Raw genomic sequence first — 14,878 nt, 5'->3', positions numbered from 1 at the left:
ACAAGACCCCGCACCCGACGACCTCACGCATGACGACTTCGCACCTGACCCCGCCCAAGACCCTGCACTCCGTACTGGTGGCCAACCGCGGTGAGATCGCCGTCCGGATCTTCCGCACGGCCCGCGCCATGGGCCTCGCCACCGTCGCCGTCCACTCCGACCCGGACGCCCGCGCCCTGCACGTCCGGGACGCCGACGCGGCCGTACGCCTCCCCGGCGCGGCGCCCGCCGACACCTACCTGCGCGGCGATCTGATCATCGAAGCCGCCCTGGCCGCCGGGGCCGACGCCGTCCACCCGGGCTACGGCTTCCTCTCCGAGCACGCCGGCTTCGCCCGCGACGTCCTGGCCGCGGGCCTGACCTGGATCGGCCCGCCGCCCGAGGCCATCGAGGCCATGGCCTCCAAGACGCGGGCCAAGGAGCTGATGCGCGCCGCCGGGGTACCGCTCCTCGATCCCGTCGACCCGGCCCGCGCCACCGCCACCGATCTGCCCCTGCTCCTCAAGGCCGCCGCCGGAGGCGGCGGGCGCGGGATGCGCGTGGTCCGCGACCTCGACACCCTGAAGGAGGCGCTGGACACCGCTTCCGCCGAGGCGCGCTCGGCCTTCGGTGACGGCGAGGTCTTCGCGGAGCCCTACGTCGAGCGCGGCCGTCACGTCGAGGTGCAGATCCTCGCGGACGCCCACGGCACCGTCTGGGCGCTCGGCACCCGCGACTGCTCCCTCCAGCGGCGCCACCAGAAGGTCATCGAGGAGGCCCCGGCGCCCGTACTCCCCGCGTCCCTGCGCACCACCCTGCACGCCTCGGCCGTGGCCGCCGCCCGGGCTGTTGCCTACGAGGGCGCCGGCACCGTCGAGTTCCTCGTCGCCGCGGACGGCCGCCCGTACTTCCTGGAGATGAACACCCGCCTCCAGGTGGAACACCCCGTCACCGAAGCCGTCTTCGGCCTCGACCTCGTCGCCCTACAGCTGCGCATCGCCGAGGGCGGGGCCTTGCCGCCGGCGCCCCCCGAGCCCACGGGCCACGCCGTCGAGGCTCGCCTCTACGCCGAGGACCCGGCCCGGGACTGGCGCCCGCAGAGCGGCGTCCTGCACACGCTCGCCGTCCCCGGCACGGTCCGCGTCGACACCGGTTTCACCGACGGGGACACGGTCGGCGTCCACTACGACCCCATGCTGGCCAAGTTCATCGCCCACGCCCCCACCCGTGCCGAGGCCGTACGGATCCTCGCCCACGCCCTGGCCGGTGCGCGGATCCACGGGATCACGACCAACCGCGAACTCCTCGTACGGTCCCTGCGCCACCCGGACTTCACCGCCGGGCGGATCGACACCGGCTTCTACGAGCGCCACCTCGCCGGCCTCACCGAGGGCGCCGCGGACGCCACCCCGTCCGCCCTCGCCGCCGCCCTCGCGGAGGCCGCCCCCGGCCCGGCGGCCCCGCTCACCACCCGTCTCGGCGGCTGGCGCAATGTCCGCTCCCAGCCGCAGATCCGCCGCTACGACGCGGCCGGGACCGTCCACGAGGTCCGCTACCACCCCGCCCGCGGCGGCCACCCGCCGGAGCTCCTGGACCACCCGGACATCCGCGTCCTGTCCGCCGAACCCACGCTCGTCGGCCTGGAAGTCGGGGGAGTCCGGCGGTTGTTCCACGTGAAACATAAATCGAACACGTCCGAGGTCTACGTGGACTCCGCGCTCGGCGCCCACACCCTCACCCCCGTCCCCCGGTTCTCCGATCCCCAGGACCGTACCGAACCGGGCTCCCTGCTCGCCCCCATGCCCGGCACCGTCGTCCGCGTCGCCGAGGGCCTCGCCCCCGGCCGCCCGGTCACCGCCGGGCAGCCCCTGCTCTGGCTGGAGGCCATGAAGATGGAGCACCGCATCGTCTCGCCCTCCTCCGGCACGCTCACCGCACTCCACGCCGCCACCGGCCAACAGGTCGAATTGGGCGCCCTGCTCGCCGTGGTCCAGGAAGCACAGGAGGAAACGCACGCATGAGCCCTGCCATCGCAACCCCCGTTCTCGAAACCGCCGAGCACAAGGCCCTGCGCACGGCGGTCGCCGCCCTCGGGCAGCGCTACGGCCGCGAGTACCTCGCCCGTGTCGCCCGCGAAGGCGGCCACCCCGACGCACTCTGGGCCGACGCCGCCAAGCTCGGCTACCTCGGCGTCAACCTCCCCGAGGAGTACGGCGGCGGGGGCGGCGGCATCGCCGAACTGTCCATCGTCCTCGAAGAACTGGGTGCGGCAGGCTGCCCGCTGCTCATGATGGTGGTCTCGCCCGCCATCTGCGGCACGGTCATCTCCCGCTTCGGCACGGAGGCCCAGAAGCAGGCCTGGCTCCCCGGCCTCGCCGACGGAAGCCGCACCATGGCCTTCGGCATCACCGAACCCGACGCGGGTTCCAACTCGCACCGGATCACCACCACCGCCCGCCGCGAGGGGGAGGAGTGGGTCCTGACCGGCCGCAAGGTCTTCATCTCCGGCGTCGACATCGCGGACGCCACCCTCATCGTCGGCCGTACGGAGGACGCCCGCAGCGGGCGCCTCAAGCCGTGCCTGTTCATCGTCCCGCGTGATACCGCCGGCTTCTCCCGCTCCGTCATCGACATGGAGGTCCAAGCCGCGGAGAAGCAGTTCGAACTGGTCCTGGACGAGGTGCGGCTGCCCGCGGACGCGCTGGTCGGCGACGAGGACGCGGGGCTGCTCCAGCTCTTCGCCGGGCTCAACCCCGAGCGCATCATGACGGCCGCCTTCGCCATCGGCATGGGCCGTCACGCCATCGCCAGGGCGGTCGACTACGCCAAGACCCGCCAGGTGTGGAAGGAGCCCATCGGCGCGCACCAGGCCGTCGCGCACCCGCTCGCACAGGCCCACATCGAGCTGGAACTGGCCCGCCTGATGATGCAGAAGGCGGCCCACCTGTACGACGCCGGCGACGACCTGGGGGCGGGCGAGGCGGCGAACATGGCGAAGTACGCCGCCGCGGAGGCCTGCGTGCGGGCGGTGGACCAGTCCGTCCACACCCTGGGCGGCAACGGCCTGACCCGCGAATACGGCCTGGCGTCCCTCATCACGGCCTCCCGGGTGGCCCGCATCGCCCCCGTCAGCCGGGAGATGATCCTCAACTTCGTCTCCCACCAGACCCTGGGCCTCCCCAAGTCCTACTGACCCCCGGCCAGGCCGCCCACTCCCACCGCCGCCAGCCGTGAACTCGACGCCGCGGCCCGGCCACCCGTCCCGGGGGTCTGCCGGTCCGGGGCCCCCGGACGCGGGAGGAGGCGGGCTCTGCCCCGCCATGGTCCGCACTCCACCGGGGGCCCGCTCCACCCGGCGTCCCGCGCCCACCCGGAGGCGACGGGGCCAGGCCCGCCCGCTTACCCTCCCCGGGGAGGGTCCCCGCCCCGCTCACCCGCTCACCGCTCCGGAGGAGACATGGCCCTACTCCTGCACGCCGCAACGGCGGCCGGCCTCACCACCCTCACGCTGGACTCCCCCGCCAACCGCAACGCCCTCTCCGCGGACCTCGTCCACGAGCTCCGCACCGCCCTCGCCGCCGCCTCCGCGGACCCCGCGGTCCGGGCGGTCGTCCTCACCCACACCGGCACCACCTTCTGCGCCGGCGCCGATCTCAAGTGCCCTTGCGACCCCGCCGACTTCCTCGCCCTGCTCCGCGAGATCACCGAGCTGCCCAAGCCCGTCGTCGCCCGCGTCACCGGCCACGTCCGCGCCGGCGGCCTCGGCCTGCTCGGCGCCTGCGACATCGCCGCCGCCGGGCCGCGGTCCTCGTACGCCTTCACCGAGACCCACCTCGGCCTGGCCCCCGCCGTGATCTCGATGCCGCTGCTTCCACGGCTCGACCCGCGTGCGGCCGCCCGCTACTTCCTCACCGCCGAGCGTTTCGACGCCGCGGAGGCCACCCGCATCGGCCTGCTCACCCTGCACGCGCAGGACGTGGACCAGGCCCTCGAACCGGTCCTGGCGGGGCTGCGCAAGGCCTCCCCGCAGGGCCTGGCCGCGTCGAAGGCGCTGACGACCGCTGCCGTACGGGAAGCCCTGGAGCGTGACGGCGCCCGCCTGACCCGGATCTCCGCGTCGCTCTTCGCCTCCGACGAGGCCCGCGAAGGCATCACCGCCCGCTTCGAGCGCCGGGACCCGTCATGGGCGCTGTGACCGACTCCCGCCCGGACTCCCGCCCGGACTCCCGCCCGGACTCCCGCCCGGACTCGCGTCCCGATGCCCGCCCGGGCCCCAAGCAGGCGCGCAGCCGGGCCACCCGGCGCCATCTCCTGGAGGCGGCCGTCTCCTGCCTGGCGGAACACGGCTGGGCGGGCTCCACCGTATCCGTCGTCGCCGAACGGGCCGGGGTCTCGCGGGGCGCCGCCCAGCATCATTTCCCGACGCGCGAGGACCTGTTCACCGCGGCCGTCGCGTACGTCGCGGAGGAGCGGTCGACCGCCCTGCGCGCCCTCTTCCACGCCGGCCCGGTGGCCCGCCCCGCGGTGGTGGAGGCGCTCGTGGACCTGTACACGGGCACCCTCTTCCGCGCTGCCCTCCAGCTGTGGGTCGCCGCCTCCAACGAGGACCAACTGCGCCCCCAGGTCACCGAGCTGGAGGCGCGCGTCGGCCGCGAGACCCACCGCATCGCGGTGGAGCTGCTGGGCGCCGACGAATCCGTCCCGGGGGTACGGGAGACCGTGCAGGGCCTGCTCGACATGGCCCGCGGCCTCGGCCTGGCCAACGTCCTCACGGACGACGCGGCCCGCCGCGCCCGCGTCGTCGCCCAGTGGTCCCGGATCCTCGACGCCGTACTGGGCGGCTGAAACGCGGCGGGCGCCGCACCCCGGTACGGGATGCGGCGCCCGGCGGGCGGCAGCGGGGGATCAGGCGATGCCCTCGTAGCCCTCGATGTCGCGGGGGTCGCGCCGGGACGGGCCGACGTAGCGGGCCGACGGGCGGACCAGGCGGCCCGTGCGCTTCTGTTCCAGGATGTGCGCCGACCACCCGGCCGTACGGGCGCAGGTGAACATGGAGGTGAACATGTGCGCCGGAACCTCCGCGAAGTCCAGCATGATCGCGGCCCAGAACTCCACGTTGGTCGCCAGCACCCGGTCGGGCCGGCGCGCGTGCAGCTCCTCCAGCGCGGCCTTCTCCAGTGCGGCGGCCACCTCGTAGCGCGGGGCGTCCAGCTCCTTGGCCGTACGCCGCAGCACGCGGGCGCGGGGGTCCTCCGCGCGGTACACGCGGTGCCCGAAGCCCATCAGCCGCTCGCCCTTGTCCAGGGCCCTCTTCACGTACGCCACGGCGTCACCGGTGCGTTCGATCTCCTCGATCATGCCGAGGACGCGCGACGGCGCGCCGCCGTGCAGCGGGCCCGACATGGCGCCGACGGCGCCGGACAGCGCCGCCGCCACGTCCGCACCGGTGGAGGCGATCACCCGCGCGGTGAAGGTCGAGGCGTTCATGCCGTGCTCGGCGGCCGAGGTCCAGTACGCGTCGACGGCCTTGACGTGCCGCGGGTCCGGCTCGCCCCGCCAGCGGATCATGAACCGCTCGACCACGGACTCGGCCTTGTCGATCTCCCGCTGGGGCACCATCGGCCGGCCCTGGCCGCGGGCGGACTGGGCGACGTACGACAGAGCCATCACGGCGGCCCGCGCGAGATTATCGCGTGCGGTGCGCTCGTCGATGTCGAGCAGCGGTTTCAGACCCCACACGGGGGCGAGCATGGCGAGCGCGGACTGCACGTCGACACGGATGTCACCGGAGTGGACGGGGATCGGGAAGGGCTCGGCGGCCGGCAGACCGGGGTTGAAGGCGCCGTCGACCAGCAGGCCCCAGACGTTCCCGAAGGAGACGTGGCCGACGAGGTCTTCGATGTCTACACCGCGGTAGCGGAGCGCTCCGCCTTCCTTGTCCGGCTCGGCGATCTCCGTCTCGAACGCGACGACCCCTTCGAGCCCGGGTACGAAGTCGGACATCAGGCGGCTCCTCAGATAGTGCGAACACGCGCGGCTCCCGGCGTGACTCGCGGTCCGGCGCGGTCATCCCCGTTGATGCCCGGCACGGCGGATGGTCACCCGTGCGGGGACCGTCGGACCGGCCCCAAGATTTTGTCCGTTCCCGATGGCCTGCGGAAGCGTGACATACGGCACACCGCCCACCGGCGTACTGCGGCAGGATGGCACGCGTGACCGACCACGACCTTGACCCCGCCGTCATGCGCAAGCAGTACCGCTCGCAGATCGTCACCGAGGAGAGCCTCGCAGACGACCCCATGCGGCAGTTCGCCCGGTGGTTCCAGCAGGCCGCCGACGCGCAGCTCTTCGAACCGAACGCGATGGTGGTGTCGACGGCCACCCCGGACGGCCGCCCCAGCTCCCGCACGGTGCTGCTGAAGCAGTTCGACGAGCACGGCTTCGTCTTCTTCACCAATTACGGCTCGCGCAAGGGCCGCGAGCTGGCCGCGAACCCGCACATCGCCCTGCTCTTCCCCTGGCACGCCATCGCCCGCCAGGTCATCGTCACCGGCACGGCGGCCCGCATAGGCCGCGACGAGACGGCGGCGTACTTCCGCTCCCGCCCCCACGGCTCGCAGCTGGGCGCCTGGGCGAGCGACCAGTCGAGCGTGATCGGCTCCCGCGCGGAACTGGACCGGCGCTACGCCGAGCTCGCCGCCCGCTACCCCGAGGACGAGCAGGTCCCGGTCCCGCCGCAGTGGGGCGGCCTGCGGGTCACCCCGGACGCGGTCGAATTCTGGCAGGGCCACGAGAACCGCCTCCACGACCGGCTGCGGTACGTCCTGGACGGCGAGAAGTGGCGCGTCGAGCGCCTCTGCCCGTAAGGCGTGGTCCGGTCGGCGCGCGATCCGTACGACGTGTTCCCGTGCGCCGGTGCACCCGTACGCCGTGCCCGGTCCGGAGGAAGCAGACGACCCGCGGGCTCTGGATCCTCTCCTGCAGTGAGAGGAGCCGGCCGGACGTACCGGCGAGCCCGCGGGTCGGGTGACTGCTTGGGATTGGCGCCTGGCGATCCCGCCGGGCACCGCACTGGGTGCGTGCGACGACGGGCGCTTTAGCCCGCAGCCACCTCACGCGTCCGGTTTCCGTACATTTCGGGAACCACCTCCCTTCTCGTGTACGGCCGAGCCTAAAAGCCCCGCCCGCACGGCACAAGCAAATATTTCCGGGGCCGGACGGTGGGATTCCCGAGAACACGGTGTGGGCTGGGTCACGTTCCAGTTCAATGATCTGACGTGCCGCACACACGAACACCTGCAGGGGGTGCCAGGTGAGTGCTTCCGGACGTGGTGAGACCACCGACGATCTGCTCGCAGCGCTGCTCGACGGGATGGACGCCGCCTTGTGCGCGTTCGACTCCGACGGCGTGATCACGCACTGGAACAGGGAGGCCGAGCGGATCCTGGGCTGGTCCGCCGCCGAGGCGGTCGGGCGCAAGGGGTTCGCCGGGTGGGCCGCGCGGGCCGCCGACGCGCAGGACGTACAGGACAGGCTCATGGCCGCCCAGGACCTGCCGGGGCGCCAGGTGCACGAGTTCGCGCTGCTGACCAAGGACGGCGGACGGGTCCTCGTGCGCACCCAGTGCGCCGGAGTGCCGGGGGCCGACGGGAAACCGGCCGGGGTGTACTGCGCGTTCAGCGAGGTGCACGCGCAGATCGACCTGGAGCGGTCCATCGCGCTGAGCGAGGCGCTGATGGAGGACGCCTCGTGGGGCGTCGTCCTGGTCGATGTGGACCTGCGCCCCGCCGTGGTCAACACGCATGCCGCGCGTGCTTTCGGCACCGGCCGCACCGCGCTGCTGGGGCGGCCGCTCGGCGAGTTGCTGACGCAGGGCGTGGAGGAGCTGGAGGGCGCCCTGCAGCACGTGCTCGCCGAGGGCGCGCCGCCCGCGCCGGTGGAGCTGTGGGTGTCGGTGCGCACGTCGGAGGGGCTGCGGCGGCGGTGCTGGCGGTGCGGGTTCCTGCGGCTGGCCTCGCCGCTGGCGGAGGAGCCGGTGCCGCTCGGGGTGGGCTGGCTGTTCCAGGACGTCACCGAGGCCCGGCAGGAGCAGCTGGACACCGCGCAGCTGCGGTTCCGCTCCCACCAGCTCCACCGCGCGGGGCGGGCGGCCGCCGAGTGCGAGGATCCGGCCGAGGCGGCCGCCGTGCGCCTGGAGTTCGCGCTCGCCGGCTTCGCCGAGCACGCGCTGCTCGACGTACTGGAGCCCTCGGACGACGCGGAGCGCCGCCGGCTCGTACGGGCCGTCGCGTCCCCGCCGGTGCTGCCGGGGCCGGGTGCGATCCCCGTACGGTACGACGCCGGGCATCCGGTGCTGCAGGCGCTGGACCGGATCGGCTCGGTGCGGGCGAGCGCTCCCGGCGGGGAGGCGGACGAGGCGTGGGCGCGGGCCCGCCGGTGGCCGGAGGGCGCGGTGCACGGGCTGTGCACGGTGCTGCGGAGCCGGGGGCGGACCCTGGGGGCGCTGACCTTCCTGCGCGGGCCTTCGCGGCCCGCCTTCGAGCGCGCGGACGCGGCGTACGCGGAGGAGGTGGCCGCCCGGGTCGCGGCCGATCTCGACCTGGCGGCGGGGGCGCCGGGGAAACAGCCGCCGCTCGGCGGCCGCCCCGCCACGGGCCCCGGGCCGGTCCCGTAGTGGAAGCCGGTCAGCAGCGCGGCCCGGTCGGTGGCCCGGCCCGGTCAGTGGCGGAAGAAGATCCGGTCGCCGTACTCCCGCATCACCCGGCCGTTCCACTCGTGGCCGCCGTCGACGTTGCCCGAGCGCAGCAGCGGGGGCTCGATCCCGCGGTCGGCGAGCTCGCCGGCCGCCGCCGCCATGACCGCCTGCATGATCGCGCTGGTCACGACGGTGGAGGCGGGGGCGAAGGGCGCGGCGATGCCGTCGGCGCTCAGCTCGGCGTCACCGACCGCGATCTTGCTGTCGAGGACGACGTCGCAGTGGTCCCGCAGGAAAGTGCCGGAAGCGTGGCGCGACTTGGTCCCGGTGGCGTAGGCGACCGAGGTCACACCGATGACCTTGAGGCCGATGGCGCGGGCCTTGACGGCCATCTCGACCGGCAGGGCGTTGCGCCCGGAGAGGGAGATGACGACGAGGACGTCGCCCTCGGCGGCGGGGCTGCTGTCCAGGACCGCGGCGGCGAGGCCGTCGACCCGCTCCAGGGCGCTGCCGAGGGTCGCGGGCATGACATCGATGCCGACGGTGCCCGGGACGGCGAGGAAGTTCATCACGGCGAGCCCGCCGGCCCGGTAGACCACGTCCTGGGCGGGCAGCGAGGAGTGGCCGGCGCCGAAGGCGAAGAGCCGCTTGCCGGCGGCCACGGCGTCGGCGATGAGGGAGCCCGCCTCGGCGATGTGCGGGGCCTCCTCGTCCCGCACCCGCTCCAGCAGCCCGATGGCCGCGTCGAAGAACTGACCGGCCAGCTTGCTCTCGCTCATACGCCGATGGCCCTTCCAGAGGTGGGTGCGCGTCCGTGTCCGCCGCTCACCGTGCGGTCTGGGCCGAGGGCGTGTCAATACGGGCGTCAATCCCGCGCCCGGAGGTCCCGCGGGACCTCCGGTACGGGCTGTGACCGCTCGGCACGGGACGGTTGTCCGCCCGATGCGTCAGAATTGGGGGCAGGGCCAGCGCACGCAATCCGAGGGGCACGAATGTCCGGACTGATCGATACCACGGAGATGTATCTCCGCACCATCCTTGAGCTGGAAGAGGAAGGTGTGGTCCCCATGCGCGCCCGTATCGCCGAGCGGCTCGACCAGAGCGGCCCGACGGTGAGCCAGACCGTGGCGCGGATGGAGCGGGACGGGCTGGTCGCCGTGGCCAGCGACCGGCACCTGGAGTTGACGGAGGAGGGCCGGCGGCTGGCGACCCGCGTGATGCGCAAGCACCGGCTGGCCGAATGCCTGCTCGTGGATGTCATCGGCCTGGAGTGGGAGCAGGTGCATGCCGAGGCCTGCCGCTGGGAGCACGTGATGAGCGAGGCGGTGGAGCGGCGGGTGCTGGAGCTGCTGCGCCACCCGACGGAGTCGCCGTACGGGAACCCGATCCCGGGACTGGAGGAGCTGGGCGAGAAGGCCGAGGCGGACCCGTTCCTCGACGCCGGGATGGTGAGCCTCGCCGAGCTGGACCCGGGGGCCGAGGGCAAGACCGTGGTCGTCCGCCGGATCGGCGAGCCGATCCAGACGGACGCGCAGCTGATGTACACACTGCGGCGGGCGGGCGTGCAGCCCGGCTCGGTGGTCAGCGTGACGGAGTCCCCGGGCGGTGTGCTGGTCGGCAGCGGCGGGGAGGCGGCCGAGCTGGAGGCGGACATCGCCTCGCACGTGTTCGTCGCGAAGCGCCCGTAGCGGCCGGAGCCCGCGGCATCCGGAGTTCGCAGCAGGCGGAGCCTCCGGTTTGAGCGGTCGGTAAGCCCCTGGTGTGGACGGTCCCGGCGCCTCCCGGCGCCGGGACCGGTCCTCCCCTCGTGACCTGGAGCCCCGAGCTCTCAAGGTCACCCCATCGGACCGTCTTCCCCGAGCGGCCCGCCTCCCTGTGGAAAGGATCTCCATCGGCAGCGGCGGCCAATCCTTGAGCAAGGTCACTCGAAAGAGCGGTGTTGTCGGCGAGAACCCCGTTTTCGAATGCGGGTTCGATAGTCTGGTCGGGAGTAGAGGGGGTGCATCTGCGGTGGTACAGCGCATCGATGTGACAGGGGCCGATGGTGTGCGCCTGGCCGCCTGGGAGTTCCGGGAATCGACCGCGGGGCCGGCGCCCGCGGAGCGGCCCGGGGTGCTGTTACTCCACGGTCTGATGGGCCGCGCCCTCCACTGGGCCGGCACCGCCCGCTGGCTCGGCGAGCACCGCCGCGTCGTCGCCCTGGACCAGCGCGGCCACGGTCTGAGCCAGCAGCCGCCCGCCGGACCGGACCCCTCGACGTCCTTGGGCCGCGAGGCCTTCGTGGCCGATGCCGAAGCCGCCGTCGAGCAGCTCGGCCTGGCACCCGTCACCCTGATCGGCCATTCCATGGGTGCGCTGACCGCCTGGCAGCTCGCGGCCCGCCGCCCCGACCTGGTGGAGGCGCTGGTGATCTGCGATATGCGCGCCTCCGCCCTCGGCGAAGCCTCCCAGCAGGACTGGGAGGACTGGTTCCACCGCTGGCCGCTGCCGTTCCCCACCCAGGACGCGGCCCGCCGCTGGTTCGGCGAGGAGGACTCCCGAGTGGAACGCCCCGACCCCGCCCGCGGTGCCTTCTTCGCCGAGGTCATGCACGAGGCCCCGGACGGCTGGCGCCCCCTCTTCTCCCGCCGCCAGATGCTGACGGCCCGCGCGACGTGGGTGCACGACGCGCACTGGGAGGAACTGGCCCAGGTGCGCTGCCCGGCCCTGGTGGTCCGCGGGCTGGACGGCGAGCTGGGCCGGGCCGAGGCCCAGGAGATGGTCCGCGTCCTCCCGGCCGGGCAGTACGCGGAGATCCCCGACGCCGGCCACTACCTCCACTACGACCAGCCGGCCGAGTGGCGCGCCGCCCTGGAGCACTTCCTGGACGGCGTCAAGGCGGTCCGCAACTGACTCAGACCCGACGGGCCTTGACCTCGTCGACCAGAGCGGCCCACGCGTGGGCGGCGACCCGGAGCACCCGCCCGCCGGGGTCGCCGCTCTCGGCGACGAGGACGTGACCGGCGTCGCCGCCGCCGTCGTCGCCGGGTGCGGTGGCGACGTAGACGCAGGAGTCGCCGGATGCGCAGCGGGACGACCTCCGCCACTGGTGGTGGTGCTGGTCCACGTGTCTCCCCTTCCACATCTGCATGGACATTTGTGAGAATGACGCTGCGTAACCAAGGTTACGCAGCGGAACCTCGCCGGAATGACGTCCCGCCGGGGTTCGGCGCCCTTGCATGGCGGGAGTTTTCGGGTCAGCCGGCCGGGTTGTGTGTCTCTTTGGGAGCCTGCGGCCGGGAGGCAGAGGTGTCGGTCCAGCTGGCGAGGAGGCCCAGGGCTTCGGCGGAGGGGGAGGCGGGTTCGGGGGTGTAGATGGTGAGGGTCTGTTCGGGGTCGCCTTCGACGGCCAGGACCAGGTAGTCGAGGGTGAGGTCGCCGACGAGCGGGTGGTGGAGGCGTTTGGTGCCGGTGGTGTGGGCTTGGACGTCGTGGTCGGCCCACATGCGGCGGAAGGCGTCGCTGTGCAGGGACAGTTCGCCGATCAGCTCGGTGAGCTGCGGGTCGTCGGGGTGGCGTCCGGCGTACAGGCGCAGCGCGGCCAGGCAGTCGCCGGCGACCCGCTCCCAGTCGGCGTACAGCGCGCGGGCGGCCTCGTCGAGGAAGACCAAGCGGGCGAAGTTGCGCTCGCGGCGGGGCCGGGCTTCGAAGTCGGTGTAGAGGGCGTGGGCGAGCTTGTTGGCGGCCAGGACGTCCGTGCGTCGCCCCTGCACCACTGCGGGGACGTTGAGGGAATCCAGGGTGCGGTACAGGACCGGGTGCACCCTTTGAGGGGCGAGGGGGCGCTTTCGGCGGGCCCGAGTGGTGGCGGTGGGCTGGGCAAGGTCGAAGAGGTGGGCGCGTTCGGCCTCATCCAGGTGCAGGGCGCGGGCAACGGCCTCCAGGACCGTTTCGGAGACGCCCTGGGTGCGGCCCCGCTCCAGGCGGATGTAGTAGTCGACGCTGACTCCGGCGAGCTGGGCGACTTCCTCGCGGCGCAGCCCCATCACGCGGCGGGGGCCGCCGTGCGGGGCGAGGCCGGCCTGTTCGGGGGTGATCCGGGCCCGGCGGGTGCGCAGGAACTCGCGGATCTCGCTGCTGCGGTCCATGGGTCCACCGTACGGCGGTACCTGGCAGGTCAGCAGGCTGAAGGGGGTACTGGCGGACCCCCGGAAGAGCCGTACCCCGTACGGGGGCCCGGGCGGGGTCGGCGGGTGGTTGCCTGGATAGCGGGCCCGGTGCACGGCACTGATCATTCGAGAATTACGCGCCGTAACGGCCGTAGGAGATCGTCGCTGCCGCTGACCGCCGTCTGCCCATACGCCGTACGTCTGGAGAATAGGACACCCCCGATGGCTTCGAAACTGACCGGCACCGTCGCTCTCGTCACCGGCGCGAGCAGCGGTATCGGCGCCGCCACCGCCCGCCGGCTCGCCGAGGACGGGGCCTGTGTGGCGCTCGTGGCCCGCCGCAAGGACCGACTGGAAGCTCTTGCCGCTGAGATCGAGCAGGCGGGAGGCACCGCGCTGGTGGTGGCCGCGGACATCACCGACCGTAACCAGGCCGAGGGCGCCGTGCAGCACGTTATCGAGCGGTACGGACGGCTGGACACGCTGGTCAACAATGCCGGCCTGATGCTCCTGGGCCCTGTCGTCGGTGCGGACGCCGAGGAGTGGGACCGCATGATCGCCGTCAACGTCCAGGGTCTGCTCTACACCACCCGCGCCGCCCTGCCGTACCTGCTGAAGGCCGCCGAACAGGACCCGCGTCAGGTCGCCGACATCGTCAACATCGGCTCCTACGCCGGCCGTGTGGCGAGCATGGGCTTCGGCGTCTACAACGCCACCAAGTTCGGCGTGCACGCCTTCACCGAGTCCCTGCGCCAGGAAGTCACCCAGCGCCACGTGCGCGTCGGTGTCCTGGAGCCGGGCGCCGTGGAGAGCGAACTGGGCGCGCACAACAAGCCCGAGGTCCGCGGTGAACTGATCGATCCCTACTTCGAGGGGACCGAGGTCCTGGCCGCCGAGGACATCGCCGACGGTGTCGCCTACATGGTCACCCGTCCCCGCCACGCCGCCGTCGGCGAGCTGTGGATCATGCCCACCGAACAGGGCTGATCCCATCAACGCCCGGCATGCCACGTACTGGGCGCCTCATTCGGAGCCCGAAAGGAATCTCTCATGAGCAAGGTCATTTTCGTCACTGGTGCCGGACGCGGTCTCGGCACGGACATCGTCCGCCAGGCCCTCGCGGCCGGCCACCAGGTCGTCGCCACCGGCCGCCGCCCCGAGGAGGTCGAGAAGACCCTGGGCGGGCCGCACGACGACCTGCTGGTCACCAAGCTGGACGTGACCAGCCTGGACGACGCGCACGCGGCCGCACAGGCCGCCGTCGATCGCTTCGGCCGCATCGACGTCCTGATCAACAACGCCGGGAACTTCTTCGCCGGCTACTTCGAGGAGATCCCCCCGGAGCACATGCGCCAGCAGATCGAGACCAACCTCTTCGGCCCGATGAACGTCACCCGCGCCGTCCTGCCCGTCATGCGCGCTCAGCGCGACGGCCACGTCATCACCCTCTCCTCGCTCGCCGGCCAGGTCGGCACGGAGTTCACCTCCGCCTACGCCGCCTCCAAGTTCGCCGTCGAGGGCTGGATGGAAGCCCTGCACCACGACATCAAGCCGTACAACATCCGCACCACCATCGTGGAGCCCGGCTACTTCCGCACCGAACTGCTCGTGGACGCCTCCACCACCTGGCCCGAGCCGACCATCGACGACTACGCCGAGCGCACCACCGCGACGATCGAAGCCTGGAAGAGCATCAACGGGCAGCAGCCCGGCGACCCGACCAAGCTCGCCCACGCCCTGCTGACCCTCGCCGACCAGGACCAGCCGCCGCTGCGATTCGTCGCCGGTGCCGATGCCATCGAGGGCGTCTCGGCCAAGGCCAAGGAACTTCTCGCCCAGGCCGAAGCCTCCCGCGAACTGGGCGGCAACCTCGGCCACGACGACACCGCCTCGGTCTGACCCCGGTGTGGCGGGGCAGCCCCCGCCCTGCCGCACCGCATGATTCGCCTCGGCGCGACTGCGGTGTGGCGGGGCAGCCCCCGCCCTGCCGCACCGCATGATTCGCCTCGGCGCGACTGCGGTGTGGCGGGGCAGCCCCCGCCCTGCCGCACCGCAT

The 14,878-nt window shown here is 72.9% G+C and carries 14 protein-coding genes; 10 read left to right on the top strand and 4 right to left on the bottom strand.

The window, feature by feature from the left end; genetic code table 11:
* The first annotated feature begins 29 nt into the window (after positions 1–29).
* The 4 genes from ACWDX7_RS12365 to ACWDX7_RS12350 all read left to right on the top strand — a co-directional run bounded on the left by ACWDX7_RS12365 (position 30) and on the right by ACWDX7_RS12350 (position 4,824).
* The gene (locus ACWDX7_RS12365; protein WP_451490532.1) at positions 30–2,000 is read left to right on the top strand and encodes an ATP-binding protein; all 1,971 of its coding nucleotides are present in this window, start codon (positions 30–32) and stop codon (positions 1,998–2,000) included.
* Positions 1,997–3,172: an acyl-CoA dehydrogenase family protein gene (locus ACWDX7_RS12360; protein WP_451490533.1), complete on the top strand. Its 1,176-nt coding sequence runs from the start codon at positions 1,997–1,999 to the stop codon at positions 3,170–3,172. Before ACWDX7_RS12365 ends, ACWDX7_RS12360 begins: the two co-directional genes overlap by 4 nt.
* Positions 3,173–3,436: 264 nt before the next feature.
* On the top strand, positions 3,437–4,174 hold the full coding sequence (locus ACWDX7_RS12355) for an enoyl-CoA hydratase family protein (protein WP_451490534.1): 738 nt from the start codon (positions 3,437–3,439) through the stop codon (positions 4,172–4,174).
* The gene (locus ACWDX7_RS12350) at positions 4,162–4,824 is read left to right on the top strand and encodes a TetR/AcrR family transcriptional regulator (protein ID WP_451490535.1); all 663 of its coding nucleotides are present in this window, start codon (positions 4,162–4,164) and stop codon (positions 4,822–4,824) included. The genes ACWDX7_RS12355 and ACWDX7_RS12350 overlap by 13 nt, the downstream gene beginning before the upstream one ends.
* 60 nt (positions 4,825–4,884) lie before the next feature.
* Here the strand turns inward: ACWDX7_RS12350 and ACWDX7_RS12345 are convergent, their stop codons facing one another.
* Positions 4,885–5,982 carry a citrate synthase 2 gene (locus tag ACWDX7_RS12345; RefSeq protein ID WP_451490536.1) on the bottom strand — a complete coding sequence of 366 codons (1,098 nt, stop codon included), beginning with the start codon at positions 5,980–5,982 and terminating at the stop codon, positions 4,885–4,887.
* Positions 5,983–6,182: 200 nt separating this feature from the next.
* Between ACWDX7_RS12345 and pdxH the strand changes: the two genes are divergently transcribed.
* Together pdxH and ACWDX7_RS12335 are read left to right on the top strand one after the other, a co-directional pair.
* Positions 6,183–6,845: a pyridoxamine 5'-phosphate oxidase gene (gene pdxH / locus ACWDX7_RS12340; RefSeq protein ID WP_451490537.1), complete on the top strand. Its 663-nt coding sequence runs from the start codon at positions 6,183–6,185 to the stop codon at positions 6,843–6,845.
* A 446-nt stretch (positions 6,846–7,291) separates the two neighbouring features.
* Positions 7,292–8,653: a PAS domain-containing protein gene (locus tag ACWDX7_RS12335; protein WP_451490538.1), complete on the top strand. Its 1,362-nt coding sequence runs from the start codon at positions 7,292–7,294 to the stop codon at positions 8,651–8,653.
* Between the two features lie 44 nt (positions 8,654–8,697).
* Here ACWDX7_RS12335 and ACWDX7_RS12330 read toward each other — a convergent pair whose 3' ends face one another.
* Positions 8,698–9,453 (bottom strand): SIS domain-containing protein, encoded by a 756-nt coding sequence (locus ACWDX7_RS12330; RefSeq protein WP_451490539.1) that lies wholly within the window; start codon positions 9,451–9,453, stop codon positions 8,698–8,700.
* Between the two features lie 213 nt (positions 9,454–9,666).
* On the opposite strand from ACWDX7_RS12330, the gene ACWDX7_RS12325 reads away from it, so the two are divergent.
* Complete coding sequence (locus ACWDX7_RS12325; RefSeq protein ID WP_451490540.1) at positions 9,667–10,362, top strand: metal-dependent transcriptional regulator; 696 nt, start codon at positions 9,667–9,669, stop codon at positions 10,360–10,362.
* Positions 10,363–10,684: 322 nt separating this feature from the next.
* Positions 10,685–11,566, top strand: a complete 882-nt coding sequence (locus tag ACWDX7_RS12320; RefSeq protein WP_451490541.1) for an alpha/beta fold hydrolase — start codon at positions 10,685–10,687, stop codon at positions 11,564–11,566.
* A 1-nt stretch (position 11,567) separates the two neighbouring features.
* Here ACWDX7_RS12320 and ACWDX7_RS12315 read toward each other — a convergent pair whose 3' ends face one another.
* Both ACWDX7_RS12315 and ACWDX7_RS12310 read right to left on the bottom strand, forming a co-directional pair.
* On the bottom strand, positions 11,568–11,780 hold the full coding sequence (locus ACWDX7_RS12315) for a DUF397 domain-containing protein (RefSeq protein ID WP_451490542.1): 213 nt from the start codon (positions 11,778–11,780) through the stop codon (positions 11,568–11,570).
* A 130-nt stretch (positions 11,781–11,910) separates the two neighbouring features.
* The gene (locus ACWDX7_RS12310; protein ID WP_451490543.1) at positions 11,911–12,801 is read right to left on the bottom strand and encodes a helix-turn-helix transcriptional regulator; all 891 of its coding nucleotides are present in this window, start codon (positions 12,799–12,801) and stop codon (positions 11,911–11,913) included.
* A gap of 243 nt (positions 12,802–13,044) precedes the next feature.
* Here ACWDX7_RS12310 and ACWDX7_RS12305 point away from each other — a divergent pair, with 243 nt between their 5' ends.
* Entirely contained in the window at positions 13,045–13,809 is a 765-nt protein-coding gene (locus tag ACWDX7_RS12305; RefSeq protein ID WP_451490544.1) for an SDR family NAD(P)-dependent oxidoreductase, read from the top strand.
* Positions 13,810–13,872: 63 nt separating this feature from the next.
* Positions 13,873–14,721 carry an SDR family oxidoreductase gene (locus ACWDX7_RS12300; RefSeq protein ID WP_451490545.1) on the top strand — a complete coding sequence of 283 codons (849 nt, stop codon included), beginning with the start codon at positions 13,873–13,875 and terminating at the stop codon, positions 14,719–14,721.
* Positions 14,722–14,878 lie beyond the last annotated feature (157 nt).

It is taken from the genome of Streptomyces sp. NPDC003034 (genome assembly GCF_053591375.1).
The sequence above is the reverse complement of the archived record's forward strand: the minus strand, read 5'-3'. Positions and strand labels throughout refer to the sequence as shown.

Coding starts and splice junctions, on each gene's coding strand:
- ACWDX7_RS12365 (WP_451490532.1), top strand. CDS start 30: ATGACGACTTCGCACCTGACCCCGCCCAAGACCCTGCACTCCGTACTG.
- ACWDX7_RS12360 (WP_451490533.1), top strand. CDS start 1,997: ATGAGCCCTGCCATCGCAACCCCCGTTCTCGAAACCGCCGAGCACAAG.
- ACWDX7_RS12355 (WP_451490534.1), top strand. CDS start 3,437: ATGGCCCTACTCCTGCACGCCGCAACGGCGGCCGGCCTCACCACCCTC.
- ACWDX7_RS12350 (WP_451490535.1), top strand. CDS start 4,162: ATGGGCGCTGTGACCGACTCCCGCCCGGACTCCCGCCCGGACTCCCGC.
- ACWDX7_RS12345 (WP_451490536.1), bottom strand. CDS start 5,982: ATGTCCGACTTCGTACCCGGGCTCGAAGGGGTCGTCGCGTTCGAGACG.
- pdxH (WP_451490537.1), top strand. CDS start 6,183: ATGGCACGCGTGACCGACCACGACCTTGACCCCGCCGTCATGCGCAAG.
- ACWDX7_RS12330 (WP_451490539.1), bottom strand. CDS start 9,453: ATGAGCGAGAGCAAGCTGGCCGGTCAGTTCTTCGACGCGGCCATCGGG.
- ACWDX7_RS12325 (WP_451490540.1), top strand. CDS start 9,667: ATGTCCGGACTGATCGATACCACGGAGATGTATCTCCGCACCATCCTT.
- ACWDX7_RS12310 (WP_451490543.1), bottom strand. CDS start 12,801: ATGGACCGCAGCAGCGAGATCCGCGAGTTCCTGCGCACCCGCCGGGCC.
- ACWDX7_RS12305 (WP_451490544.1), top strand. CDS start 13,045: ATGGCTTCGAAACTGACCGGCACCGTCGCTCTCGTCACCGGCGCGAGC.
- ACWDX7_RS12300 (WP_451490545.1), top strand. CDS start 13,873: ATGAGCAAGGTCATTTTCGTCACTGGTGCCGGACGCGGTCTCGGCACG.